The 25,030-nt window shown below is 63.8% G+C and carries 19 protein-coding genes; 12 read left to right on the forward strand and 7 right to left on the reverse strand.

From position 1 onward, the window contains the following. Nucleotides 1–11 precede the first annotated feature (11 nt). Together ACZY1I_RS07480 and ACZY1I_RS07485 are read right to left on the reverse strand one after the other, a co-directional pair. Nucleotides 12–1,337: a PPE family protein gene (locus ACZY1I_RS07480; protein ID WP_463753723.1), complete on the reverse strand. Its 1,326-nt coding sequence runs from the start codon at nucleotides 1,335–1,337 to the stop codon at nucleotides 12–14. Between the two features lie 147 nt (nucleotides 1,338–1,484). Next, nucleotides 1,485–3,302, reverse strand: coding sequence for an NAD-binding protein (locus tag ACZY1I_RS07485; protein ID WP_463754331.1), 1,818 nt, complete (start codon nucleotides 3,300–3,302; stop codon nucleotides 1,485–1,487). Nucleotides 3,303–3,706: 404 nt separating this feature from the next. Between ACZY1I_RS07485 and ACZY1I_RS07490 the strand changes: the two genes are divergently transcribed. Both ACZY1I_RS07490 and ACZY1I_RS07495 read left to right on the forward strand, forming a co-directional pair. Continuing rightward, entirely contained in the window at nucleotides 3,707–5,641 is a 1,935-nt protein-coding gene (locus ACZY1I_RS07490; protein ID WP_463754332.1) for an APC family permease, read from the forward strand. Between the two features lie 171 nt (nucleotides 5,642–5,812). Further along, on the forward strand, nucleotides 5,813–7,753 hold the full coding sequence (locus tag ACZY1I_RS07495) for an APC family permease (protein WP_463754333.1): 1,941 nt from the start codon (nucleotides 5,813–5,815) through the stop codon (nucleotides 7,751–7,753). A 3-nt stretch (nucleotides 7,754–7,756) separates the two neighbouring features. On the opposite strand, the gene ACZY1I_RS07500 is transcribed toward ACZY1I_RS07495, so the two are convergent. Continuing rightward, on the reverse strand, nucleotides 7,757–8,407 hold the full coding sequence (locus ACZY1I_RS07500) for a response regulator (protein WP_463753724.1): 651 nt from the start codon (nucleotides 8,405–8,407) through the stop codon (nucleotides 7,757–7,759). A 94-nt stretch (nucleotides 8,408–8,501) separates the two neighbouring features. Between ACZY1I_RS07500 and ACZY1I_RS07505 the strand changes: the two genes are divergently transcribed. Next, a complete protein-coding gene (locus tag ACZY1I_RS07505) occupies nucleotides 8,502–9,719 on the forward strand; it encodes a sensor histidine kinase (protein ID WP_463753725.1) in 1,218 nt (405 codons plus the stop codon). Here the strand turns inward: ACZY1I_RS07505 and ACZY1I_RS07510 are convergent. After that, a complete protein-coding gene (locus tag ACZY1I_RS07510) occupies nucleotides 9,709–11,355 on the reverse strand; it encodes an FAD-dependent oxidoreductase (RefSeq protein WP_463753727.1) in 1,647 nt (548 codons plus the stop codon). The two genes, ACZY1I_RS07505 and ACZY1I_RS07510, sit on opposite strands and share 11 nt — an antisense overlap. A gap of 13 nt (nucleotides 11,356–11,368) precedes the next feature. Continuing rightward, nucleotides 11,369–12,034: an IclR family transcriptional regulator gene (locus ACZY1I_RS07515; protein ID WP_463753728.1), complete on the reverse strand. Its 666-nt coding sequence runs from the start codon at nucleotides 12,032–12,034 to the stop codon at nucleotides 11,369–11,371. 115 nt (nucleotides 12,035–12,149) lie between these two features. On the opposite strand from ACZY1I_RS07515, the gene ACZY1I_RS07520 reads away from it, so the two are divergent. Genes ACZY1I_RS07520 through ACZY1I_RS07555 form a run of 8 tightly spaced genes read left to right on the forward strand, consistent with a single transcriptional unit; the run spans nucleotide 12,150 to nucleotide 21,353 of the window. Then, complete coding sequence (locus tag ACZY1I_RS07520) at nucleotides 12,150–13,013, forward strand: alpha/beta fold hydrolase (protein ID WP_463753729.1); 864 nt, start codon at nucleotides 12,150–12,152, stop codon at nucleotides 13,011–13,013. Continuing rightward, nucleotides 13,013–14,740 (forward strand): bifunctional 3-(3-hydroxy-phenyl)propionate/3-hydroxycinnamic acid hydroxylase, encoded by a 1,728-nt coding sequence (locus tag ACZY1I_RS07525; RefSeq protein ID WP_463753730.1) that lies wholly within the window; start codon nucleotides 13,013–13,015, stop codon nucleotides 14,738–14,740. The genes ACZY1I_RS07520 and ACZY1I_RS07525 overlap by 1 nt, the downstream gene beginning before the upstream one ends. Next, nucleotides 14,688–15,608, forward strand: a complete 921-nt coding sequence (locus tag ACZY1I_RS07530; protein WP_463753731.1) for a 3-carboxyethylcatechol 2,3-dioxygenase — start codon at nucleotides 14,688–14,690, stop codon at nucleotides 15,606–15,608. The genes ACZY1I_RS07525 and ACZY1I_RS07530 overlap by 53 nt, the downstream gene beginning before the upstream one ends. Next, nucleotides 15,605–17,368: an FAD-binding protein gene (locus ACZY1I_RS07535; RefSeq protein WP_463753732.1), complete on the forward strand. Its 1,764-nt coding sequence runs from the start codon at nucleotides 15,605–15,607 to the stop codon at nucleotides 17,366–17,368. Before ACZY1I_RS07530 ends, ACZY1I_RS07535 begins: the two co-directional genes overlap by 4 nt. A 2-nt stretch (nucleotides 17,369–17,370) precedes the next feature. Further along, on the forward strand, nucleotides 17,371–18,687 hold the full coding sequence (locus ACZY1I_RS07540) for an LLM class flavin-dependent oxidoreductase (protein ID WP_463753733.1): 1,317 nt from the start codon (nucleotides 17,371–17,373) through the stop codon (nucleotides 18,685–18,687). An 18-nt stretch (nucleotides 18,688–18,705) separates the two neighbouring features. Beyond that, on the forward strand, nucleotides 18,706–19,521 hold the full coding sequence (locus ACZY1I_RS07545; RefSeq protein WP_463753734.1) for a coniferyl-alcohol dehydrogenase: 816 nt from the start codon (nucleotides 18,706–18,708) through the stop codon (nucleotides 19,519–19,521). Nucleotides 19,522–19,554: 33 nt separating this feature from the next. After that, nucleotides 19,555–20,535, forward strand: coding sequence for a cyclase family protein (locus tag ACZY1I_RS07550; protein WP_463753735.1), 981 nt, complete (start codon nucleotides 19,555–19,557; stop codon nucleotides 20,533–20,535). Then, nucleotides 20,535–21,353 (forward strand): alpha/beta fold hydrolase, encoded by an 819-nt coding sequence (locus ACZY1I_RS07555; protein ID WP_463754334.1) that lies wholly within the window; start codon nucleotides 20,535–20,537, stop codon nucleotides 21,351–21,353. Before ACZY1I_RS07550 ends, ACZY1I_RS07555 begins: the two co-directional genes overlap by 1 nt. On the opposite strand, the gene ACZY1I_RS07560 is transcribed toward ACZY1I_RS07555, so the two are convergent. Next, nucleotides 21,346–22,005: a TetR/AcrR family transcriptional regulator gene (locus ACZY1I_RS07560; RefSeq protein ID WP_463753736.1), complete on the reverse strand. Its 660-nt coding sequence runs from the start codon at nucleotides 22,003–22,005 to the stop codon at nucleotides 21,346–21,348. The two genes, ACZY1I_RS07555 and ACZY1I_RS07560, sit on opposite strands and share 8 nt — an antisense overlap. Nucleotides 22,006–22,098: 93 nt before the next feature. Between ACZY1I_RS07560 and ACZY1I_RS07565 the strand changes: the two genes are divergently transcribed. After that, a complete protein-coding gene (locus ACZY1I_RS07565; RefSeq protein WP_463753737.1) occupies nucleotides 22,099–23,328 on the forward strand; it encodes an oxygenase MpaB family protein in 1,230 nt (409 codons plus the stop codon). Nucleotides 23,329–23,347: 19 nt separating this feature from the next. Here ACZY1I_RS07565 and ACZY1I_RS07570 read toward each other — a convergent pair whose 3' ends face one another. Further along, nucleotides 23,348–25,021 carry a multicopper oxidase family protein gene (locus ACZY1I_RS07570; protein ID WP_463753738.1) on the reverse strand — a complete coding sequence of 558 codons (1,674 nt, stop codon included), beginning with the start codon at nucleotides 25,019–25,021 and terminating at the stop codon, nucleotides 23,348–23,350. Nucleotides 25,022–25,030 lie beyond the last annotated feature (9 nt).

A 25,030-nucleotide genomic window follows, 5' to 3' on the forward strand; every position in this document is an offset into this window, starting at 1 on the left:
TCGGCCGGCTCTTACAGGCCGAGCAACCGATTTCTCTGCTCGATGTACTGCTCGCCACTGATCAGACCTTCGTCGCGCAGTTTGGCGAATTCGCGTATCTCAGCGGCGATTCCGGTAACCACGACGCGCGGTTCGGATGCGTCGTCGTCGGCCGCCGTGGGTTCTGCGGACACCGGCTTACGAGTGGCGATCGCCGCTCTGGCACGTTGGCCGCCGTGTGCGCCCAAGGTGTCGCCCAGAGCGCGACCTGCCGCCGTCGCCATCGCCATGTCGCCGACCGCGTCTCCCAAACTGCTTGTCAAGGCCTGCGTGTCGATACCGATGCTGGTTTGCGGCAGCGCCAGGGCGATCGGACGTACTGCCGGTGTCGCGGCAGTCCAGGTTGGCGGTACCGACAGCCCACCTACCGTGTTCGCTTCACTCCACCCCGCTGAGACCACCCCGGGAGCCGAAGTTGCAGCCGCCTCGAGCGCGGGTGCGCCTGCGGCGGGGGAGATACCCAGATCGGCCCAGCCCGAGATTATGTCATCGCTGTGTATACCGGTCTGAGCGCCGATGACGTCGATCGGCAGCGAGATGGCCCCCAGTGGGGACATCGGTGCGTCGAACACGAACGCGATCAGGTCGGCTCCGACGTCGAGGATGTCGGTCGGCGAGTATGACCCGATGACGTCGGCGGACGCCAGACCGGCCAGCGTGTTAGGTATGGCCGAGAAGAACTGGGAAAGCTGTGACAGCGCGCTCTGCGCACTACCGGCTTCGGCCGCGCTGTCCTGGCCGACGGTCAGGGTTTGGGCTGCTGCCGCCGCCGGGTTGACGGTCTGTTGCGGTGAGTCGAACGGCATCACCTGCGTCGCCGATGCCGCAGAGCCCGCATACCCGAACATCGCGCCGGTGTCTTGGGCCCACATCTCGCTGTACTGGGCCTCAGTGGTGGCGATCGCAGGCGTGTTCTGCCCGAACAGATTCGTGGCGATGAGAGCCATCAGCTGTATACGGTTGGCCGCAACCATCTCCGGCGGCACCGTCGCCGAGAATGCCGCCTCATAGGCTGCCGCCGCGGCCATGGCCTGGTCGGCCGTTTGCTCAGCCGCCGCGGCGGTGCGGCTCATCCAGGTGACGTAAGTTGCGGCGGCATCCGCCATCATCGTCGAGGATGGGCCCGTCCAGGTTCCTGCGCTGAGTGCCGCGATCACTGACCCGTAGGCGTTCGCAGCCGAATACAACCCGTTGGCGAGACTGCCCCAGGCTTCGGCGGCGGCGAGCATCGGAGCCGAGCCTGGACCCGAGTACATTCGGCCAGAGTTGATCTCTGGTGGAAAAGTTGCGAAAGACATTGCAGTGGCGAGTTATTCGCTCGTGACCGGATCAGCGGCGCACGCCTTCCGGATAGCAGTGCGATACATCGATTTGCTCCTTGGTGACTGAAGGGTTGTCGCGTCGCGCGCAGAAACGCGGTAATTCGACGAGCTATGACCGAACTATCAGATATTCGATCCGGCACGTGCTCCGTGAGCGTCGCGTCGGCCTTCGTCGCCGGAAGGTGTCTGACGGGATGGTTGACCTTTGCGCAAGGTGTCCAACAACTCTCGGTACGGCCCCACCAGGTAGACGGTGTCGCCGGCGTTGAGTCGGTCGTCGCGACCTGGGTGCAGATGAACCGGCGCGTCGTCGCGGGTGATCGCGATAACGCGTGTTTGCGTTGACATTTCGAACATCTGCAACCCGTCGAGTTCGCTGTCGGGCTGCACATGCATCTTCCCGACCAGGAAAGAGCGATTTCCAACCGAAAACGTCCCCAGGACTTCGAGGCCCAGCGCGGCGCCGATGAACGACGGCGCAGCCAACTCCACCGTGGAACGGACATTGTCGAAGCCGAATCGTTGTGCCACTGCGGAACCGAGATCATGGTCATAGACGCGCAGTACGAGCGGAACCGTGCTCCACCGATCGTCGGCGGGGTTCTCCTCGCAACTCAGCATCTCCCGAACTACCATGCCGGTCTCGATGTTGACGATGTCATCGCGAGTGAGCACCGCTACTGCGCGCGCTCTGTCGACGCGGGCAGCTTCGAGCGTCTGCCGTAACGTGGCGTCCCCGAAAATGACCGGCACGTCGAGGGCTGCCGCTGTGGACAGGAACGAGTTGTTCTGGTCTCGTTCGATCACTGCGACGTCGTAACCGGCCGTTGTCAGGTCACTGACCACCCGGATGCCCAGCGCGCTCAGCCCGATGACGATTACATGGTTGCGCAGATGGCGCGCCCGCGGACGCGCCGAGGACCATACGAACCGGCGGGAGAGTAGAACATCGGCGACAAAGGCGACGAGTAGCGCGGTGGTGGTCACGCCGCTCAACATCAACACGGCCGCGTACAGGCGCAACCAGGTTGGCTGTGTCGCGAAGCTGAAATCGCCATAACCCGTCGTGGTGATGGTCTCGTTGGTGAAGTAGAAAGCATCGACCCAGGACATCCCCGGGTGTCCGTAGGCGAAATGTAGCAACGTGGTGGACCCGATTATCAGACAGCCAAGAGCAACGATCACCGGGTAGAACGCGGGATTCAGCTCGTCGGGCAGGCTGCGTACGGCGTCGAGCATGCGCCGAAACCGGGAATGGCGCAGCCTTGTCCGGTCCGCACGCGGGACCCTGATACCACGTGCGGCCATTTCCTCCGCGGTGCCGATCATTGCCGTCCAGTCGCCGGCGTTCACCCGCAGATCCCTTCCGGGACAGGGCACTACCTCGCCGGTGTTGTAACTGTTCTCGCCCTTGACCACAGCCACCGGAGCCAGGTCTCCGTAGATTTCGCGAAGTGTCCCGTCCCGCGACGCTTCGGTGCCAAACGCGACGAACTGGATGCCGGCCGCCTCGAAGGGGTGCGTGGTGCGCGCCAGGCAGGCTTCGACGATGGCCGGGGCGGCGAGGTCAGCGACCCCGAAGATTGCACTGGGGCCGTCGTCCTCGGCCACCGCTTCGCGCAGCACTTCATTCGCCAGACGCGACACCACACGTATGTGTGGATTCGCTTTCCTTGCCAATAGCGCGATTTCGAGATTCGTGGCGTCGTCGTCACCCGCGCAGATGACGGCAACCGCCTCCATGACACCGGCTTTTGCAAGTTCGGCCTTGACCCGGGTTCCGGCGAACTCCGGACTGACCAGCCTGGCAACGCTGGCGCCGGCCTGTTTCAGTTCTTCGACGACGGTCGTCGCCAAAGCGTCTTCACCGCTCACGATTACATGCAGCTGAGCACCGTTTGGCTTCTTTGCGAGGTGTTCACCTGAACCGACGATCGCCATATTCGGGCGGGCCTGATGGGGGCTTGCCACTCGCTAGTCCCATGATCGGGGGCTGTGATCCCCAAGTAAAACTCTTTGTTCGGTCATGGCTTCCCTCGTCCTCCTGTGATGCTCTTGTGCGCCAGCAGCCCGCATCGGCAGAGTCTGCCTGTCGAATCGAGTTGCTCCGCCGCCCCCGATCGCCGGCTGAAGGTTCGGTGTGAACGTATGGCGAAGTCGGCGTTGCGAGTTCCTCTATATAGGTTGCATTTTCATTGTTAATATCGCATCACTTTCGGATGGGAAGATGCTGGCAACATCCTGTCCGTAACCCTCGGAGCGGATCAACGAAGCACCGTGCAGCGCTACGCTTTCGGAGTATCCGCAGGGGAACGGTAAAGGAAAAATCAATCTTGACAACAACTTTGGATGATGGCCAGAAAGCTTGGACATCCCTTTCCGATGTGTTCAAGCGAGGTGTGCTCGGACGACCACTGGTCAATGACCAGCTGCAGCACGAACGGCTGTCGAATCCCGTTGCACTAGGTGTTCTTTCGCCGGACGCGATCTCATCGACCGCTTATGGGTCGGAACAGATCATGATCGAATTACTGCCCGCAGCCGGCATGGCGGCGTTCGCACTATTGCTTCCGATCACCGGCGTCATTTTGTTGATACTGGTGTTGGTTGCCGCGTCCTACCGCCAGGTCGTCACGGTCTACACCCGATCCGGTGGATCGTACGTAGTCGCCCGGGAAAACTTCGGTCCGCGAGTGGCGCAGATCGCAGCCGCGTCCTTGCTGATCGACTACGTGGTCACGGTGGCTGTGCAATGCGCAGCCGGGACGGTCGCGGTCGTGTCGGCCATACCGGCGCTGGGTCCTTCCAGTCTCGAGATCACGGTCGGTGTGGTGCTGCTGATGTGTCTTGCGAATCTTCGCGGCTTACGGGAGGCCGGAGCACCGTTCGCGCTGCCGACCTATGCCTTCGTGGTTATGGTGTCGTTGACGATAGTAGTCGGTATCGTTCACCAAGTATTTGGTGGCCTGCCAGAATATGATCCACAACACATTGTGGGGGCAGTGCCGGTCCATCAGGGCAACGGGTTGGTAATGGGCGCGACGGTCTTGGTCGTGTTGCGGGCGTTTGCTAATGGCGGCTCGTCCCTGACCGGTGTCGAAGCCATCTCGAACACCGGCAACAGTTTCCGCAAACCGGAGGGCCTCAACGCGCGTCGGGTGCTCACCGTGATGGCCTGCATCCTGGCGTTCCTGCTGGCAGGCGTCGCCTGGCTGGCGTACGTCACCCACGCGACGCCGTATGTCGATGGCTATCCGTCGATGTTGTCCGAGATCGCCCGGGCGGTCTTCGGGCACGGGGTGATCGGCAACGTCATGTACTTCCTGGTCCAGGCCTCGACCGCGGCAATCCTCTACACCGGCGGCAACACCAGCTTCAATGGCTTTCCCGCGCTCGCCAGCTTCGTTGCCGAGGATCGCTTCCTGCCCCGGCCGTTGATGAAACGAGGCCACCGCCTGGTCTTCTCCAACGGCATTCTGACGCTGGCCGCCCTGGCGGTGGCGCTACTCATCGTGACCGGCGGTTCGGTCAACGCACTGGTGCCGTTCTACGCGATCGGTGTGTTCACTGGCTTCTCCATGGCCGGCTACGGCATGACGAAACACCATCTCAAGCATCGCGGACCCGGCTGGCGCCCCAAGCTGGCGGTCAACCTCTCCGCGGGCATCCTGTCGACGATCGTGGTCGGAATCTTCGCCGTGGCCAAATTCACCGAAGGTGCCTGGTTGGTAGTCGTCGTTTTCCCGATCCTGGTATTGGCGTTGATGCGCCTCAATCGGCAGTATCGTGCCGAAGCTTCGGTGTTGGACGTATGCCATTCCGAGCGTCCCGATTTGACCCGGTACACAAGGCATCGCGTCGTTGTTTTCGTGGATTCGGTTGATCTCGCCGAGATCGAAGCGCTGCGGTATGGAAACGGATTGCATGCCGACGAGCTCACGGCCGTGCACTTCGTCATCGACGCAAGTCATGCCGTGCGGCTACAGGAGCGTTGGGCGCGATTCGAACACGATACCCGGCTGCAGCAAATCGACTGCCCGGATCGACATTTGGTCAATGCCGCCTACGGATTGATCGCCAGAATGCACGCCGCTCATCCAGAAACACGGGTGACGGTGTTGTTGCCGCGGAGGACGTACTCGCCGCTGATCGGCCGCTTGCTGCACGACCGCACCGCGGACAGAGTCGCCCGCGCAGTCAGCCGCATCCCCGGCGCGACAGCCCAAATCGTGCCCTATGACATCGAGTCGCGGGTGGCCGAGGCCACCCGGATGGCATAAACGGCAACGAATTCGAGTGCCGCGCAGTGCACATTTCGCGTGTGCTGAGCGGTGCCGGTGGCCGGCGGTGCCTCCGCTGCGAGAGCAGATCCACGAGACGATCCAGGGGTAAGTATTGTGACCACTCTGAATAGCGCCATACCGCAGACATTTTCGGATCGATGCAAACGAATGCTGCTGGGCAGGGCTCTGACCACAGATCAGCTGGAATCCGAGCAGCTGTCGAATCCCGTTGCTTTGGGCGCACTGTCGCCGGATGCGATCTCCTCGACCGCATACGGTCCAGAACAGATCATGATCGAGCTGTTGCCCTCGGCGGGTATGGCGGCGTTCGCGCTGTTACTTCCCATCACCGGCGTCATCCTGGTGATACTGCTGCTGGTCACGGCTTCGTATCGCCATGTTGTCACTGCGTACGCACGTTCCGGTGGCGCATACATGGTCGCACGGGAGAACTTTGGTCCCCGGGCGGCACAGATCGCGGCGGCCGCGCTGCTGATCGACTACGTTGTCACAGTTGCCGTGCAGCCTGCCGCGGGAACGGTGGCGGTCGTCTCCGCGATTCCGGCGCTGCGTCCCTATCACCTCGAGATCACGGTGGCTGTGGTGGTGACGATGTGTCTGATCAACCTGCGTGGCCTGCGGCGCTCGGGTAGGGCATTCGCGGTCACCACCTACGTGTTCGTCGGAATGATCACTCTGACGATCCTGACCGGCTTGATTCGTGAATCCATCTGGGGATTACCGAAATACGACCCGCAGCAGCTGGTCGGTGCGGTGCCGGTACACCACGGCGGTGGGCTGTTGATGGGTGCCACCGTCTTGGTTGTCCTGCGCGCATTCGCCAATGGCGGTACCTCTCTGACCGGCGTGGAGGCGATCTCCAACACCGTCAACATCTTCCGTAATCCCCAGGGTGCCAACGCACGACGGGTGTTGACCGCGATGGCGGGCATTCTGGCATTCCTGCTGGCCGGTGTCGCCTGGCTGGCGCACGTCACTCACGCGACCCCATACGTCGATGAGTATCCGTCGATGCTGTCCGAAATCGCCCGTGCGGTTTTCGGCCACGGTTTGATCGGCGACATCTTGTACTTCCTGGTCCAGGCATCGACCGCGGCAATCCTGTTCACCGGGTGCAACACCAGCTTCAATGGATTTCCGGCCCTCGCCAGTTTTGTTGCTGAGGACCGCTTTCTACCGCGCCCACTGATGAAGCGCGGCCATCGATTGGTGTTCTCTAACGGGATCCTGGCCCTGGCTGCACTGTCGGTGACGTTGCTGCTGATCACCGGCGCTTCGGTCAACGCATTGGTGCCGTTCTACGCCATCGGTGTGTTCACGGGATTCTCGATGGCGGGCTTCGGCATGACCAAACACTATCTGTCGCAACGGGGTCGGGGTTGGCGTCGCAATGTGGCGGTCAATCTCGTGGCCGGCATCCTTTCGACGATCGTGGTCGGAATCTTCGCGGTCGCCAAGTTCACCGAGGGTGCGTGGCTGGTGGTCCTCGTCTTTCCGCTGCTGGTGCTGGCCTTGATGCGATTGAACCGGCAATACCGTGCTGAAGCCTCCGTATTAGAGATGTCGCGCACCGAACGTCCGCAAGTCGCCAAGCATGCGAGGCTGCGGGTTCTGGTGTTCGTGGATTCGGTCGACCTCGCTGAGATCGAAGCGCTGCGGTACGGAAACGGATTGCATGCCGACGATCTGACCGCGGTGCACTTCGTCGTCGACGCCGATCACGCGGCGCGACTCTCGCAGCGTTGGGACCGTTTCGAACACGAGACCCCATTGCGAATGATCGCCTGCCCGGATCGTCATCTGGGCAAGGCCGCCCATGAGTTGATCGTGGGCGAGCTTCGCGACCATCCGGACAGCAAGGTGACGGTGCTCCTGCCGCGTCGAACATATTCGCCGCTCCTGGGCCGGTTGCTGCATGATCGCACCGCCGACAAGATGGCGCGCGCGGTCAGCCGGATTCGCGGCGCGACCGGGATCATCGTCCCTTACGACATCGAGTCGAGGATCGCGCGGAGCGCGACCGCAGGATCGGTGGCGACGTCAAGCGTGATGCAGCCAGGCGAGCGGGTCGCCGCAGTTCACCCTTAGTATCTAGTCCAGCAACCCTTGTCGCATCGCCTCAGCGACCGCGGCAGCCCGGTCACTGACCCCGAGCTTCTCATAGAGGCGCTGCACATGAGTCTTGACTGTCGACGGTGCGACATACAGCTCACCTGCGATCGCGGGAATGCTCTGACCACGCGAAATGCGATTGAGCACCTCGCGTTCGCGGGCGCTGAGCACCGGGCCGGTCGGTGCCGCGCGCTGACGGATCTCCCCGGCAAGGCCGCTGACCAAGGACGGTGCGACGACGTCTCTGCCTTTGGCGCAATCAAGTACCGCGTTGACGATCTCGGTGCGCGTCGAATCCTTCAGGAGGAATCCGGCGGCTCCCTGCTGGAGCGCCTGGTACACGATCGCCGGCTCGTCGTGCGCCGAGAGCAGCAGCACCCGGGTCGACAACTCGTTGGTCCGCACCGCCGCCGCAACCTCGGCGCCGTCCATCCCGGGCATGCGGTAATCCAGCAGTGCGACGTCCGGTAGGTGTTCCTTGATCAACGCGAGGGCAGCCGTACCGTCGTCAGCCTCGCCGACCACGTTCACCGAGCCGCTCAGCGAAAGTGCGCGCACCACGCCCTCGCGGAACAGTGGGTGGTCATCGCCGACCACCACCCGAACCTTTTCGGCCTTGGTCACTTCCATACGGCGCCGACCATGGCGCAAAGTGTAGCGGTTTAGCCGTGAACGACCTGCAGTAATCGCCGCAACGCACGCACGCATCAGTACGGTATTCGGTGTGTCGACCAGCGACGTGGAACTGGACCGGGTGCGCGGGATCCATCGGCTGCGCTCTTATCGAATTGCTTCGGTGTTGCGGATCGGCGTCGTAATGATGATGGTCGCCGCCATGCTCATCGGCACCGAACGCTCGGAGTGGATGCAGCAAAGCGTCTTGCTCGGCCTCTACCTGGGTGCCGCTCTGTGTTCGGTGGCCCTGGCGTTCACTCCGCTGCGGCTGCGAGTGGGATTGGGCTCGTTGGTCGATATGCGCGGGTTCGAGCCGTTTGCCTTCACTGCCATCGACGTCGTCGCGCTGACGGGCTATCAACTGCTCTCCACCGACGGCATCTATCCGCTGCTGATCATGACCTTGCTACCCGTGCTGGTGGGTCTGGATGTGTCGACGCGGCGGGCGGGGGTGGTGCTGGCCTTCACCCTCGTCGGGTTCGCGTTGGCGGTGGTCCAAGACCCGGTGATGGTGGAAATGATCGGCTGGCCCGAAGCCGTCTTCCGTTTCGCAATGTACGCATTCCTGTGCGGCACGGCGTTGGTGGTGGTGCGCATCGAGGAGCGGCACGCACATTCTGTCGCCGGGTTGAGCGCGCTGCGGGAGGAACTACTGGCCCAGACGATGACGGCGTCGGAAGAGCTGCAGCGGCGCATCTCGGAATCCATTCACGACGGGCCGTTGCAGGACGTCCTCGCCGTGCGCCAGGAGCTGATCGAGCTGCAGCTCGATGCCCCCGAGGACGAGCGCGTGCAACGTGCACTGGCCGGGTTGCAAAGTGCCTCGGAACGGTTGCGGCAGGCGACTTTTGAGCTGCATCCGGCAGTCCTCGAGCAGGTCGGATTAGGGGCCGCGGTGGAGCAGTTGGCCGGGTTCACCGCCAAGCGGTCGGGCATCGAGGTCGACACCGACATCGACTACACCGTTCGAAATGAGATCGACCCCATCGTGTTCGGGGTGGTTCGCGAGTTGCTCTCCAACGTGGTGCATCATTCGCGGGCCGCCCATGCGTCGGTGTCTCTCGGGATCACCGATGGCGCATGTATTTTGACTGTGGTTGACGACGGTGTCGGCGTCAACGGCGAGACCATGGCGCGCCGGTTGGGGGAGGGGCATATCGGCCTGGCTTCGCACCGCACCCGCGTTGATGCGGCCGGCGGCACCTTCATCTTCCTGGATGCACCCACCGGCACCCATGTCTGTGTGGAAGTGCCGCTCAAGTCGTGACGGACTTGCCGGTGGCCGCGGCCACGCCGGCTCGGAACCCGAAAACCATTGCCGGACCGATGGTTCCGCCTGCTCCGCCGTAGGCTCGGCCGGTCGCACCGGCCATCGCGTTGCCGGCGGCGAAGAGGCCGGGTATCGGTTGGCCACTGACGTGCAGGACGCGGCCGTCGGCGTCGGTTCGTGGGCCGCCCTTGGTGCCCATCGAACCCACACCGATCGGAACCGCGTAGAAGGGGGCGGTATCGAGGGGTCCCAACGTTTTTCCGGCCAGCGTGGTGGCGCGGTCGTCGCCCCAATAGCCGTCGTAGGCGCTGGAACCGCGGCCGAAATCGGGGTCTGCGCCCTCAGCGACGTTGCGGTTCCAGTGTTCGATGGTGCGCGCCAGTCCGGCGGCGTCGATGCCGGTCCTGTCGGCCAACTCGTTGAGGTCGGCGGATTCACAGAACCAGTCGGGTACCGGATCGCCGGGCGCTATGCCGAGAAAACCGTAGCTGTTCAAGTGGATTGAGTCGAAAACCATCCACGCCCGGTCGTTGACGTAGCCACCGCGAGGGTCGAGGTAGTGGAAGGCGCCCGCCATCGAGTTGTACTCGCCCGCCTCGTTGACGAACCGCCGCCCCGCCCGGTTGACGATAATGCTGCGAGGACGGGTGCGTTCCAGGCGTACGCTTCGGCTGCGTTGTCTGCCTTCGATGGTGTCGTCGGGAATCTGCACAATGGGCACCCACCAGGCTTCGCCCATATTGGCCAGATCCGCGCCGAGCGCCATCGCCATGCGCAAACCGTCGCCGGTGTTCTTGGGTGGTGACACGGCACCGTGCATCGGGCCACGCAAAAAGGCCTGCGCCAGAGCCGAGTCCCATTCGAATCCGCCGGTGCCCAATATGACGCCGCGCCGGGCCCGCACGTCAATGGTCTGTTCGGGGCCGGCGATCCGGACACCGGCGACGCCCCCGGCGTCAACGATCAGTTCGGTGGCCCGTGCATTGGTGCACGGAGCGACGCCGATGTCCAGCAAGCCCTTGAGTAACCCTGCGATCAGCGCGGCGCCGGCCACACAGAGCTCACCGGCGCGACTCACATCAGCGTGCAACCTTGCTCTGGTTTCGGCATCGAAACCGACGTTGGACCAGTCGGCCGGGAACGCAGTGATCCGTGCGCCCCAGTCGCCGATCTGGCCGAGATCGAATGGCGCGGCGCTCAGCGACCGGCCTCCCGCCGGTTGGCCCCCCGGCAGTTCGGGCTGGTAGTCCGGGAAGCCCTCGGCCACTTCGAAGCGGAGTCCGCTGTGCGCCTCCACGAAGTCGAGCATCGACGGCCCGGTTCGCACGAAGGTTTCCACCATCGCATCGTCCATCGAACCGAATGACTGCGCGTGTAGATACTTCAGCGCATCGTCGACCGTCAATTCTCTTCCAGTGCAACGGGTGTGCGCCGGAATCCAGGCGATTCCGCCAGATACCGCGGTGGTGCCGCCGACGGTCTCGGACTTCTCGAACACCTGTACCGTGGCGCCCGCGGCAGCCGCCGACAACGCTGCGGTCAGCCCGGCGGCGCCGCTGCCGAGCACCACCACGTCATACTCGTGATCCCAGTCGCGCTTTTGCTTCGGCCAACGTTTCCGGCCCTTCGGCATGCCTGGAGTCCCTTCAGCTCAGCAGTGCGGACAACCGCTCTGCGGCACGGATAACAGCTTCTTTGCCTCGCATCACCACTTCCTCGCGGTGCGAGATGAGGTTGATGCACGTCGGAGGCGACGGCACTGGCCGGCGGACGGCCACGGCCAGACCGTAGGTGTTCGGTTCGATCTCGCCATGGGTGGTGACCCAGCCGCATTGGCGTGCGGCGGTGACCAGGTCCCGCTCCCCGGGACGCGGGGGCATGCTCGCCAGCAGGGCGATGCCGGCCGCGCCACGATCCAGCGGATATCGGCTGCCCTCGTGGAAGGCGAGCTGATAAGCGACCTGCGTCGGCACGATCACCGCAATCGCCACCTGCTCGTCGCCCTCGGCGACCAGCAGCGACACGGTGGTGCCCAACTCGTCAGCCAGGGAACGCAGGGTGGGCAGGCAGAGTTGGCGCACGTTCTGGTCGAACGACGCGCCGAGCGTCGCGAGGCCGGCCGCCGGTCGGTAACGGCCGTCGTCGCCCTTGGAGACCAGCCGGTACTGAGCCAGCGTAGTCAGCAACCGGTATGCGATGGTCCGGTGCACACCGACCTGATCAGCCACCTCTTGCATGGTGAGTCCGGCCGCGGAACCCGCGACCGTCTGCAGCGCGGTGAGGCCCCTGGCCAGCGTCTGCGAACCCGTCATGCCCTTGACAGACCGTTGGGCGAGAGCCAAGCTCTATATATAACGCACATCAGTGTGCGATATTAGCACACAAGATGCTTCAAAAACGAGAACAAGATTTCCGCTGGAAGGGACCGTGGCCGAGTTCGAAAGCGTGTGGAGCGACCTGCAGGGTGTGTCGTTCGAGCAGGGCTACCTCAACGCTGCGGGCGTGCGGACCCGCTACCTTCGGGCCGGTGCCGCAGATCAGCCGGTGCTGATTTTGCTGCACGGCTCCGGGGGACATGCCGAGGCCTACGTCCGCAACCTGGCCTCGCACGCCGAGCACTTCTGGACCTGGTCGATCGACATGCTGGGCCACGGCTACACCGACAAACCGGGGCACCCGCTCGAGATCGGGCACTACGTAGAGCATTTGATGGCGGTGGTGCGCGCCATCGGCGTCGATCGCATCAAGCTCAGTGGTGAGTCGCTGGGCGGTTGGGTCGCCGCTCGGGCGGCCATCGATCACCCCGAGGTCATCGAGCGCCTGGTGCTCAACACCGCGGGTGGTTCTCAGGCCGATCCCGCCGTGATGAAGCGGATCATCACCCTGTCGATGGCTGCCGCCGAAGACCCGGCCTGGGACACGGTCCAGGCGCGCATCAAATGGTTGATGGCCGACAAGTCCAAGGACTACGACGATTTGGTGGCCAGTCGGCAACGGATCTACCGGCAACCTGAGTTCGCCGCGGCAATGAGCGACATCATGGCGTTGCAAGACCCCGACATTCGCTCTCGAAACCTGCTGGGGCCGGACGAATACGGGGCAATCGTCGCGCCCACACTGGTGCTGTGGACCAGCGACGATCCCACCGCGGACGTAACGGAAGGGCGCCGTATCGCCTCGATGATCCCCGGTGCGCGATTCGAGGTGATGCCGGGCTGTGGCCACTGGCCGCAGTACGAGGACGCCAAAACGTTCAATCGTCTACATCTCGACTTCCTGCTGGAGCGCTGATGGTCGATACCGGTCAGGCGGTAAGCGGCAACGGCACAAGCGCGGTCGATGTCTTGATCGTCGGCGCCGGCCCGGTCGGGTTGACTCTTGCCAATATCCTTGGTCTGCAAGGCATCCGAACACTGGTGGCCGAGGAACGCTCGACGCTGATCGACTATCCGCGCGGGGTCGGCCTGGATGACGAGTCGCTGCGCACGTTTCAGTCGGTCGGCCTGGTGGACAACGTTCTTCCGCACACCGTCCCGAACCAGATCCTGCGCTTCTATGACGCCAAACGTCGAGTGCTCGCCGAAATGGCACCCCCCGACGCGCGATTCGGTTGGCCCAAGCGCAACGGATTCGTGCAACCCTTGGTCGACGCCGAATTATTGCGTGGTCTGGACAGATTCGATCACGTGCAGGTGCGGTGGAACCGTCCGATGATCACCTGCGCTCAGGACGCCGACGGGGTCACCGTCGAACTCGGTGGTGAGGGCGGCACCTCGACCGTGCGGGCCCGATATGTCGTCGGCTGCGACGGCGGTCGCAGTCAGACCCGCGGAATGATGGACGTGTCCTTCGACGGCACCACCTCACCCACCCGGTGGCTGGTCGTCGACATCGCCAACGATCCATTGGGACACCCGAACAGCGAAGTCGGAGCCGACCCGGAACGCCCGTACGCCTCGATCTCGATCGCGCACGGAATTCGCCGCTTCGAGTTCATGATTCACGCCGACGAGTCCGATGAACAGGCCGAGGATCCGGCGTTTCTACGGCGAATGCTGGCGCGGATGGTGCCGCACCCCGATCGCGTCGAAGTGATCCGCCGCCGGGTTTACACCCATCATTCGCGGATCGCCGGGGCGTTCCGCAGCGGTCGGATGCTGCTGGCCGGCGATGCGGCACACCTGATGCCGGTGTGGCAGGGGCAGGGGTACAACAGCGGCATCCGCGACGCGGCCAACCTGGGCTGGAAGCTCGCGGCGGTGGTCACCGGACAGGCCGGGGATGCGCTACTGGACAGCTACGACGTCGAGCGGCGTAAGCATGCGCGGGCAATGATCGACTTGTCGACAATGGTGGGTCGCGTCATCTCGCCGACGAACCGCAGGGTCGCGACCGCGCGGGACGCGCTGATCCGTTCGGCGTCGATTGTGCCGTCGCTCAAGCGGTATGTGCTGGAGATGCGGTTCAAGCCGATGCCGCGCTACGACCAGGGTGCGGTCGTCCATTCACTGGGAACCGAACCCCAGTCCGGCTCACCGGCGGGCACGCTGTTCGTCCAACCCCGGGTAGACACCCGCACCGAACAGAACGTTCTGCTCGATGACGTGCTGGGCACCTGGTTCGCGGTGCTGTGCTGGAACAACAACCCGCGCAAGATACTCGGCGAGCAGGCGTTCGCGAAGTGGAAAGCCCTGGGCGCCCGCTTCATTGCGTTACGCCCGCTGACTCAGCTGGGCTGGACGGGTCAGGACGATCCCGATGTCGTCGTCGTCGGCGATCGCACCGGGGGATTGAAAGCCTGGTTCGATACCCATCCGGAATCGGTGGTGTTCCTGCGTCCGGACCGTTGCATCGCCGGGGCGTGCATAGCCCAGCGTTCGCCGGAGTGGAGCAGCGCCATCATCGATGCTCTGACGCTCACGCCGGGAGGGGGTGAATTCGACAGTGCCGCTGGCTCTTTGCTGTATGTCCCACAGCCCGCTACTGAATCTACCGGGGCCACCGCAGAATCTGCTTGACGAAGTCGACGCGGCGATCGCGCAGGCACGCGAATTCGTCTCCGAGTACGACCCCGAACTCGTCGTCATCTTCTCGCCGGATCATTACAACGGATTCTTCTACCGGGTGATGCCGCAGTTCTGTATCGGCATGCAGGCCAACGGAGTTGGTGACTACGGCACCCATGCCGGACCCCTCGACGTAGCCGCAGACATTGCCGAGGACTGTGCGAAGGCAGTCCTCGCCGAGGGTGTCGACCTCGCCGTCTCGACGAGCATGGATGTGGACCACGGCACGGTTCAGCCGCTGGAAAAGCTGTTGGGCACGGCCACCTCGCGCCCACTCGTACCGATCTTCATCAATGCAATCGCGGCTCCGCTGGGCCCGATGCGCCGTTGTCGAGCCCTGGGCACGGCAGTGGGTAATTTCCTTGCCACGCTGGATGAAAGGGTGCTGGTGATCGGCTCCGGCGGCCTTTCACACAGTCCGCCGGTGCCGACGCTGGCCGCGGCAGCACCGGCGGTGCTGCAACGGATCGTGCACGGCCTGCCGATGAGTACCGAGCAGCGGCAAGCCCGACAGACGCAGGTCATCGAAGCGGCACGGAGCTTCGCCGGCGGTGACAGTGACCTGCAGCCACTCAACCCGGCCTGGGACCACCGTTTCCTCGACATCATCGACAGCGGCCACCTGGCGGACTTCGACCAGTGGTCGAACTCCTTTGTGACCAGCGAGGGCGGCAGTTCCGCCCATGAGGTACGCACCTGGGTAGCGGCTTTCGCGGCGTTGGCGACGGCGGGGTCGTATCGGACCACGGTGCGCTACTACAAGCACGCCCCCGAACTGATCGCCGGCTTCGCCATCCGGACGGCGGTGTCGACCGGATGACCGACTTGGTTGGTTTCGAGTCCGGGGACTTCGACTACATGGTCGACGTGCTGGTGGTGGGCTCCGGTGGCGGCGGCATGACCGCCGCGTTGACCGCCAACGCGTGTGGACTCGACGCGCTGGTCGTCGAAAAGTCCAGTCAGTTCGGCGGTTCCACGGCGCTGTCGGGCGGCGGCATCTGGGTCCCGGGCGCGCCCGCACAGCGCAGGGCGGGCTACTCGCCACCGCCCGACGAAGTGGTCGATTACCTCAAGCAGATCACCCAGGGCCTCGTCAGCGACGCACGGATTCGCCAATACGTCGACTCCGCGCCGCAGATGCTGGAGTTCCTCGAAGAGCTGAGCCCGTGGCTCGAATTCGTCTGGAAGCCAGGCTATGCGGACTACTACCCGGAGCTGGCCGGCGGTTCCGAACTCGGCAGCACCATCAATGTGCCGCCCATCGACCTGCGCAAACTAGGTGACGACGAGCAGTACCTGCTGCACCCGCTGGCGCTGGCGCCCAAGGGAATCTGGCTGGGGCCCATGGAACTACGATCTTTCTATCGGATCAGGCAATCCTGGGCCGGCAAAGGCGTCCTGGTGAAGCTGATTTCGCGGATGGTCCGGGCCCGGGTGTTCGGCGAGCGGATCGCGGCGATCGGGCAGTCATTGGCGGCACGGTTGCGACTGGCGATGCGCGACAGCGGCATCCCGCTGTGGCTGGACGCACCGATGGCCGACCTTCTGACCGGGCCGGACGGATCAGTGATCGGGGCGGTACTGGAGCGCAGCGGCAAGCGGCAGCGGATCGGCGCCCGGCGCGGCGTGATCCTGGCGTCCGGCGGCTTCGACCACGACATGGCCTGGCGCAAAGAGCATCAACCCGTAGTGGATCAAGACTGGAGCTTCGGCAACCCAGCGGCTACAGGTGACGGTATCCGCGCCGGTCAGAAGTTGGGAGCCGCCGCAGATCTGCTGGACGAGGCATGGTGGTTTCCCGCCATCCAGTGGCCCGACGGGCGAATGCAATTCATGCTCAACGAGCGGATGATGCCCGCGCAGTTCATCGTCAACGGCGATGGCAGGCGGTTCATCAATGAGGCGGCGCCCTACATGGACTTCGGGCACGCCATGATCGATGGCCAGAAGTCCGGTGTCACGCATATCCCGTGTTGGCTGATCACCGACCATCGGTCCTTCAACCGTTACGTTGTCGGCGGTCATCTGCCGATACCGAAGGTCCCGGCGGCGCCGGTGCCGACCGGACGCAAGGTCCCGACGGCCTGGCTGGAATCGGGGGTCGTCAAGGCCGCGTCGACGTGGGAGGAACTGGCCGCCAAGATCGACGTTCCGGCACCACACCTTCGGGCGACCGCCACCCGGTTCAACCAACTCGCACACAGCGGTCATGACGACGATTTCAACCGTGGTGACAGTGTGTACGACAACTACTACGGCGATCCGACCCTGCCGAATCCCAATCTGTACCCGCTGGGCAAACCGCCCTACTACGCGTTCCGAATCGTGTTGGGGGATCTGGGCACATCGGGTGGCTTGCGCACCGACGAATTCGCCCGGGTGCTCCGAAGCGACGACACCGTGGTGCGCGGACTCTATGCGGTGGGCAACACGTCCGCGGCGGTGATGGGACGCAGCTATGCCGGTGCGGGGGCGACCATCGGGCCGGCCATGACGTTCGGCTTCGTCGCCGCGAAACATCTTGCCGCGCAAACGGTCACAGCAAGCGCTAGTCAGACCCAGGATTCTCCTAGGAGGTAATCATGAAGATCTCATTGTTCTACGAATTCGCGCTACCACGTCCCTGGGTTCCCGACGACGAGCGCCAGATGCTGCAGGACTGCCTCGACGAGGTCGAGGCGGCAGACAAGGCCGGATTCTCCACCGTGTGGCTCACCGAACATCACTTCCTCGAGGAGTACTGCCACTCCACCGCACCGGAAATGTTCTTGGCAGCGGCGAGCCAGCGCACCAAGAACATCCGATTGGGCTTCGGCATCATGCACCTGCCGCCGGCAGTCAACCACCCGGCGCGGGTGGCCGAGCGCATTGCCACCCTTGACCTGATCTCCAATGGTCGAGTCGAATTCGGTACCGGTGAATCGTCGTCAGTGGGTGAACTCGGGGGATTCAACATCGACCCGGCAGACAAGCGTGCGCAATGGGAAGAAGCGCTCGAGGTCTCGATCCGGTGCATGATCGAGGAGCCCTTCTCGGGCTTCAAGGGCAACCACATCGAGATGCCCGCCCGCAATGTCATCCCCAAGCCGCTGCAGAAGCCGCACCCGCCGGTATGGGTCGCCTGCACCCGGCCCGCCAGTGTGCAGATGGCAGCCCAAAAGGCAATCGGCGCTTTGAGTTTCGCTTACACCGGTCCGGGTCCGCTGACCGAGCGGGTCAACGGCTACTACAAGGAATTCGAGGAGAACGGCGTTCCGATCACCCCGGCGATCAATCCGAACATCCTGGCCATCGGCGGCGACCTGTCGATGATGGTCGCCAAGACCGACGAGCAGGCCCTGCAGCGTCTGGGCCAGGGCGGCGGCTTCTTCTCGTTCGGCATCATGCACTACTACATGACCGGTGTGCACACTCCCGGGCGAACCGGAGTGTGGGAACGCTACCTCGAGGAGGTCGAGAAGGATCCGACTTTGGCGTACGGTCCGGGCCGTGGTGCGATCGGTTCCCCGGCCACGGTCCGGGAGTTCCTGCGCGGCTACGAGGAGAGCGGTGTGGACGAAATCATCCTGTTGCTCAACCCGCGCAGCCACGAGGGCACCATGGAGTCGATCGAGCTGATGGGCAAAGAGGTGCTGCCTGAATTTATCGAACGTGATGCGAAGCAGGTGGCCGAGAAGGCCACCAGGCTGGCACCGGTGATCGAGAAGGTCGAGGCGCGCCGGCGGGAATCGACGACTCCGCCGTTCGACGAGCACTACTCGTTCGGCGGCCTGCCGACCGGTCGTGGCGGCAATTTCACCGCCAGTGAGATTCCCGAGGCTATGGCCGAGATCAACGAGGGTCGGGTGCAGGCGGCTCAGCGGTTGAAGGACGACGCGGTTGAAGGCCGAGCCAAGTGACACCGAAGGCCGGCTGACTTGGCGCGAATCGACGAGTTGTGGCGCTATGACGGCCGCCGTGCCGTCGTCACCGGCTGTGCATCGGGTATCGGCGCGCTGGTGGTGCAGCAGCTCAACGAACTCGGCGCGGAGGTCGTCGGACTGGATTTGAGCCGACCGGACGCCGAGATCAGCACCTACATCAACGACTTTCACCAGGTTGACCTGTCCGACTCGGCGTCGATCGACGAGGCAGTCGCGTCCATCGGAGGACCGGTCGATGCGTTGTTCAACATTGCCGGAGTCTCGTCAGGCGTTGGTGACCCGCTGCTGGTCGTCACCATCAACTTCCTCGGGCTGCGGCATCTCACCGAGGCGCTGGTCCCCAGCATGGCCACCGGATCGTCGATCGTGAGTGTCTCATCGCTGGCGGCCGCGGCATTTCGCGAGCACCTGCGGGACGTGGCACCGCTGTTGGCCACCCCCACCATGCAAGACGGCATCGAATGGTGTGAACGTCGACCCGAAGCGCTGGGTACCGGTTATCAGCTGGCCAAGGAAGCCGTCATTCTCTACTCCATGCGGCGCGTCTCCGATCTCGGCGCCCGTGGTATCCGGATCAACTGCACCGGCCCAGGAGTCACCGAAACACCGATCCTCGACCAGTTGCGAACCGCCTACGGACCGGCTTTTCTCGACGACATACCAAAGCCACTGGGTCGGGTGTCAGATCCAGCGGAACAGTCTTCGGTGTTGTTGTTTCTGAATAGCGATGCCGCCAGCTATATTTCGGGCCAGGTGGTGTGGGTCGACGGCGGAAATGTTGGTGCTGCGATCGCCCGTGAACTCGAGTAGAAGAGAGGACTGATGGGCGGCAACCTAGCTTCGATGGCCGACTTTCGCCGGGCTGCAGACGATTTGAGCAACTGGGGACGCTGGGGCGATGATGACGAACTCGGCACCCTGAACTTCATCACCGCCGAGAAAGTGCGTCAGGCCGCGAGCCTGGTCCGGCACGGCAAGGTTTTCCCCCTCGGGGTGGACTTCGGGTCATCGGGCCCGCAAGGCGCATTCGGCTTCCGCCACAACCCCATTCACGTCATGACCGTCGACGGCGGCGACGCGAACTCTCTGCTGGAGTACGGGCCGGGGTGGGAGAAGAATCCGACCGCTGCGCAACTGAGTAGCTATCTCGCCGACAATCCGTTCCGGTTCAACGACGACATGATCATCATGCCTTTACAGGCCGCAACCCAGTGGGATGCGTTGTCCCACGTTTACTACGAAGACAAGCTCTACAACGGCTTCCCGGCCGCCTCGGTGACCAGCTTGGGGGCCTTCCACTGCGGTATCGACAAGACGGACGTCAAGGGCATCACCTCGCGCGGGGTGCTGCTGGACCTGGTACGCCACCGCGGCGCCGAGGTGTTCCTCGAACACGGAAACCCAATCACTCCAGAGGAACTGGATGACGTGGTCCGGGCGCAGGGGGTGACGATCGAGAGCGGCGACATCGTCCTGATCCGAACCGGCTGGTGGACAAGGTTTCTCATGACCGGCGACAAAATGGAACCGTACTCGGGTCTGGACTGGCGCTGCGCCCGGTGGTTGCACGATCATGAAGTCGCAGCTGTGGCAGCCGACAATCTTCAGGTCGAGGACCCGGTATCCGGTGTCGAGGGCCTGTTCCTGCCGTTCCACCTGCTCTGCCTGCGCGACATGGGGCTGATGCTCGGCGAGTACTGGGATCTCACGCCGCTGGCCGACGACTGCGCCTCCGACGGAGTGTATGAGTTCCAACTCATCGCTCCGCCGCTGAGAATTACTGGGGCAGTGGGCTCCCCGGTCAACCCGATCGCGATCAAATGATGCAAATACACCGCAGAACCGTCGAGATCGACGGCCTCGTAACGGGTTATCTGGAAGCGGGTGAAGGCGATCCGGTGGTGCTGCTGCACGGGGGCGAGTTCGGGGCCAGCGCGGAACTGGGTTGGGAACACAACATCGGCACGCTTGCGGAGCACTACCGGGTACTCGCCCCGGATCAGCTCGGGTTCGGACATTCGGCGAAGGTCATCGACTTCGTCAACAGCAGGGCGATGCGGATCCGGCACGTTGCCCGGTTCTGCGAGGTGCTCGGCGTCGAGTCGGCGCACTTCGCCGGAAACTCCATGGGCGCAATCAACTTGCTCACCGATACGACCTCGGATGCACCCCTGCTTCCGGTGCGCAGCATGGCGATCATCTGCGGCGGCGGGGCGATACAGCAGAATCATCACTTCGATGCGCTGCAGAGTTACGACGCCACGCTGCCGGCGATGCGGCACATTGTCGAGGCGCTGTTCTTCGATACCCGCTACCTGGACGACGAAGACTATGTGTGGCGTCGCTACGAGTCGAGCATTGCACCCGGCGCGTGGGAGTCGGTGGCGGCGGTCAGGTTCCGCCGCCCCAATGCCGCATCACTCGGCGCCCCGTCGAGTGCCCGGCCGTATCAACGGATAAACGTGCCGACACTTGTCATCGAGGGACGCGGCGACAAACTGCTGCCGCAAGGCTGGGCCGCCGAGATCGCCCAGCAGATCGAGGGGGCGCGCGCGGTAGTCGTCGAAGCGGCGGGTCATTGCCCGCAGATCGAGCAGTCGTCAACTGTCAATGAACTGCTGCTGGACTTCTTCGCTACTTAGCAGCGTTCTCGCCTACCGGCGGCACCGGAGCAAGTGCGCGGAGCACGGCGACGGACAGGTCGGCCAACATGGCCGCCACCTCGATGGTGTCCTCTCGGGGTCCGGCGAGCCACGTTTCGATGAGGTGGCTGAGGCCACCCACAACGAACTGAGCGGCGCGACGCAACGTCGCGGGATCGGGCGAATATGCGCCGATTATCCCCGGAGAGTGTTGAATCACGAGTTCGGCGACCATGCCCAGGATCTGCTTTCGGTGTTCGGGTAGTCCCTCGATGCCGCTCACGTCGCCGGAGGCGATGTGGTAGATGTGCGGGTCGGCGGCGACTTTTCCGAGGAAGGTGACCGCCGCTGCCCGTAGTTGGTCGTCGAGCACGGTGGGATCACCTACACCCGCCTCCACCAGAGTTTCGAGTAACTCGTCACGGACGCCGTCCGACACGGCGAACAGCAGCGCTTCTCGATTGGGAAACTGCTCATAGAAGTAACGGGGGATCAGCCCGGCGGCGCTGCACACTCCACGAACGGATACTTCGTTCGCCCCGGATTCGCCCCAGATCTGGCGTCCGGCCGCGAGCAGTTTGCGGCGGCGCTCGGCTCGGCGCTCGGCGGCACTGATGCCGCCATAGTCGCGGATTACTTCAGCGCGTTTCATTGACTTCACTTTACCCGAAATTTACATTTGAATTTATTCAATTTCTGAACATGCGCGTTATCCAAATTCGTTCGCGGTCAAGGGAGATCGTTAATGCATGAATTGATTCCGGTGTCGATCCCGGCTCGCCACCCGGGCGAGCCGGGAGCAGTCCCCGGCCCGGTCCGGTTGCTCGCGACATTGTTGGGCTTGCGCGAGCCCACGTCCGAAGAATGGCGGCTACTCGGCGAGCATTTGACCATCGGCGACGAACCGATGGACCGACTGGTCGAGTGGATGTCCGCCACCGGAATGAAACAGACACGGCCGCTTTTCGATCGGGCCGTCGCCGAGGGTGTCGCCAGCGTTGCGGACGCTCCGGAACCGCTTCGCGAGTTCTTCGATGCAGTCGAGGCGGTACCCGAATGGGTGGATTGGGGTGCGGTGCGCCGCGGGCAGCGGACGCTGCGCAGTGGTGGCGCTGATGGCATGTACATCGCGCGCGACGTCTCGTTGCTGGGCGGATATCAGTTCTCCGGCTTCAACAAGACGTTGCTTCGGACGGGCGCTTTGGAGAAGGGGTCGAACCAGCGCTTCGCGGAAACGATGCAGTGGGCGATGGACGTCATCTCTGACCGCGGTTTGCTCCCGCTCGGTGTCGGTTACCGGTCAACGATCCGGGTGCGCCTGATTCACGCGTTGGTGCGACGCTACCTTGCAGCGGCACCGGACTGGTCTGCGCAGGAGTGGGGTCTGCCGATCAACCAGACCGACATGGCAGCGACGCTGGTCGGCGCTCTCATCGCCCCGACCGCCGGCGCGCTAGCGATGGGTATCGTGCCCACCCCAAGGGAGTTGGACGATGTCGCGCATCTGACCCGCTACGTCGGCTGGCTGATCGGGGTACGGGATCAGTGGCTGCCCAACGACTTTCGGGACGGCATCCGCGTGCTCTATCACACCTCGACGGCACTTGCGCACCCCGACGAATCCACCAAACAGCTTGCGGTGCCGATGGTCAGTGACCCGCTGTCCTGGCGGTACGACAACATGCCGGGCCTGCGCCGCAGGCTGGCGTGGGCTCAGCACCTGTCGGTGACGAGTGCCTTTCTCGGACCCCGGGCGATGCAGACTCTGGGTTTACCCGGGTACATCCCACCCTGGTATCCACTACTGCGGATTCCGGTCAACCTGACTCGCAGCCTCGCCGCAGTGGCACTCCCGGGTGGTCGAGACCGGGCGGCGGCGCGTGGCGAGCGCGAGCAGAAAGCGCTGATGCACACCATCACTGGAAACGACCAGGCGACGATCGGTGCCGCCGCAGACACGATCAGGGTTGCCTGAGAGCGTCCCGGCGGGGTCATCAGTAGAGGTAGTCTATCCGCGTCATCATGCCGGCGTCTTGATGATAAGTGTTGTGGCAGTGCATAACCCAGGTTCCTGGATTGTCGGCGAACAGCACAGCGCGCAGTTGCTGCTTGGGTAGCACAATGACGGTGTCCTTGCGGGCGCCGAGCGTCCCGTCGGGCTTGATCACCTGATATGTGTGACCGTGCAGATGGATTGGGTGGTACATCATCGTGGTGTTGTCGAATACCAGGGTCGGTCGCTGGCCCTCCCGCACGTGCAGCGGATTGGTTCGACTGTAGGGCTCCCCGTTGATCATCCAGTCGTATTTCGTCATCGTGCCGCCGAGGACGACCGGCAGGTCGAGGTTTGCTTCAGGACGACCCAAATTGGCCGCCGTCACCGCGGTGAACATCTCGATCGTCCCGACCCGCTTGGTCAGCTCAACCGGCCGGAACTGCGGGTCGGGTGGGCTGCCTTTCCCGGTGGACAGCAGCGCACGTGCCAACGCGTTCTTGCCCTCCGCGGATGCGACCAACGGGAATACCCCGTCCGCTGCGGTCACGACGACGTCGTAGCGTTCGGCCATGCCGATCAATACCGCGTCGACCTGGGTCGGTATCACCGGGAAGCCGTCGGTATGGGTGACCGTCAGCGAATGCCCTGCCAGCGCGACGCGAAACACGGTGTCAGAGGCAACGTTGATAAGACGGATCCGGATGCGCTGCTTCGGTTTTGCGGTGAAGGTGGTGGGGGCTTCGGGAATTCGGCCGTTGATCAGGTAGTAGGGGTAGGCGACGTCGCCGGCGTCGCCGCCCAGCAGATCGCTCGTCCCGACGGCACCGCCCGGAGCCCCCGGCATGCCGGGCATGCCGGGCATCCCGCTCGTGGGACTGGCCGGCCCGGACGATGTCGGCGAGCTTGATGGGCTCGAACTGGTACTCGGGGTGCCGCTGGTGGTCCGGGGCGTCCCGGAAGTGGTCCCGGAAGTGGTCGGAGTGGTGGTCGACGACGGAGGAGGCTTCGGGGGCTCCTCCATGGGAGGCTTGTTCGGGCTGGTCAGCGCGTCGTAGATCTGCTGTGGGGACTTGCCGACGCCGTCGGTCCAATCATCAAGGATGACAATCCATTCGGCGTCGTAACGACCGATCTCGGTGGGATCGTCGATGATGAACGGCAGGTACAGGCCTTTGTCCGCGTCGAGTCCGGTGTGCGGATGGGCCCAGTAGGTGCCGGCATTCGGAACCGAGAACCGATAGGTGAAGTCTTGGCCGGCCGGGATGTTCGGGGTGGCGGGTTCGGCGCCGTCCATATCGTTGCGAATCGCGATGCCGTGCCAGTGCACCGATGTGGGGCGGTCGAGTTTGTTGCTCACCGAGACGACGACCTCGTCGCCGACGGTGGCCCGAATCAGCGGTCCGGGGATGCTGTCGCCGTATGCCAGCGTGTCGACGATTCGGCCGCCGATGTCGACCTTCGCCGGTTGTGGCGCCAGGCTGGCGGTTACGGTCCTTCCGCTGTGCGGACGGGCAGCCTCGGCAGCCGCTATCGCAGCGGACATGGGTGATGTGGGTGCCCTGCCGCTGCACCCGGCGAGCGCGAATCCACCAACAATTCCGGCGGCTATGAAGCCGCGCCGGGTGAGCCCCTGGCTGTCAGAGGGGTTACCACTTGTCGGTAGCACCGGCATCGCCCGCTC

This window comes from Mycobacterium sp. IDUB_37, assembly GCF_055419245.1.

What these genes read in the sequence shown, in the direction of transcription:
- ACZY1I_RS07485 (WP_463754331.1), bottom strand. Translation starts at nt 3,302, where the DNA reads ATGGCGATCGTCGGTTCAGGTGAACACCTCGCAAAGAAGCCAAACGGT.
- ACZY1I_RS07560 (WP_463753736.1), bottom strand. Translation starts at nt 22,005, where the DNA reads ATGAAACGCGCTGAAGTAATCCGCGACTATGGCGGCATCAGTGCCGCC.
- ACZY1I_RS07570 (WP_463753738.1), bottom strand. Translation starts at nt 25,021, where the DNA reads ATGCCGGTGCTACCGACAAGTGGTAACCCCTCTGACAGCCAGGGGCTC.
- ACZY1I_RS07525 (WP_463753730.1), top strand. Translation starts at nt 13,013, where the DNA reads ATGGTCGATACCGGTCAGGCGGTAAGCGGCAACGGCACAAGCGCGGTC.
- ACZY1I_RS07515 (WP_463753728.1), bottom strand. Translation starts at nt 12,034, where the DNA reads ATGACGGGTTCGCAGACGCTGGCCAGGGGCCTCACCGCGCTGCAGACG.
- ACZY1I_RS07500 (WP_463753724.1), bottom strand. Translation starts at nt 8,407, where the DNA reads ATGGAAGTGACCAAGGCCGAAAAGGTTCGGGTGGTGGTCGGCGATGAC.
- ACZY1I_RS07555 (WP_463754334.1), top strand. Translation starts at nt 20,535, where the DNA reads ATGCAAATACACCGCAGAACCGTCGAGATCGACGGCCTCGTAACGGGT.
- ACZY1I_RS07530 (WP_463753731.1), top strand. Translation starts at nt 14,688, where the DNA reads ATGTCCCACAGCCCGCTACTGAATCTACCGGGGCCACCGCAGAATCTG.
- ACZY1I_RS07550 (WP_463753735.1), top strand. Translation starts at nt 19,555, where the DNA reads ATGGCCGACTTTCGCCGGGCTGCAGACGATTTGAGCAACTGGGGACGC.
- ACZY1I_RS07480 (WP_463753723.1), bottom strand. Translation starts at nt 1,337, where the DNA reads ATGTCTTTCGCAACTTTTCCACCAGAGATCAACTCTGGCCGAATGTAC.
- ACZY1I_RS07495 (WP_463754333.1), top strand. Translation starts at nt 5,813, where the DNA reads ATGCTGCTGGGCAGGGCTCTGACCACAGATCAGCTGGAATCCGAGCAG.
- ACZY1I_RS07540 (WP_463753733.1), top strand. Translation starts at nt 17,371, where the DNA reads ATGAAGATCTCATTGTTCTACGAATTCGCGCTACCACGTCCCTGGGTT.
- ACZY1I_RS07535 (WP_463753732.1), top strand. Translation starts at nt 15,605, where the DNA reads ATGACCGACTTGGTTGGTTTCGAGTCCGGGGACTTCGACTACATGGTC.
- ACZY1I_RS07565 (WP_463753737.1), top strand. Translation starts at nt 22,099, where the DNA reads ATGCATGAATTGATTCCGGTGTCGATCCCGGCTCGCCACCCGGGCGAG.
- ACZY1I_RS07510 (WP_463753727.1), bottom strand. Translation starts at nt 11,355, where the DNA reads ATGCCGAAGGGCCGGAAACGTTGGCCGAAGCAAAAGCGCGACTGGGAT.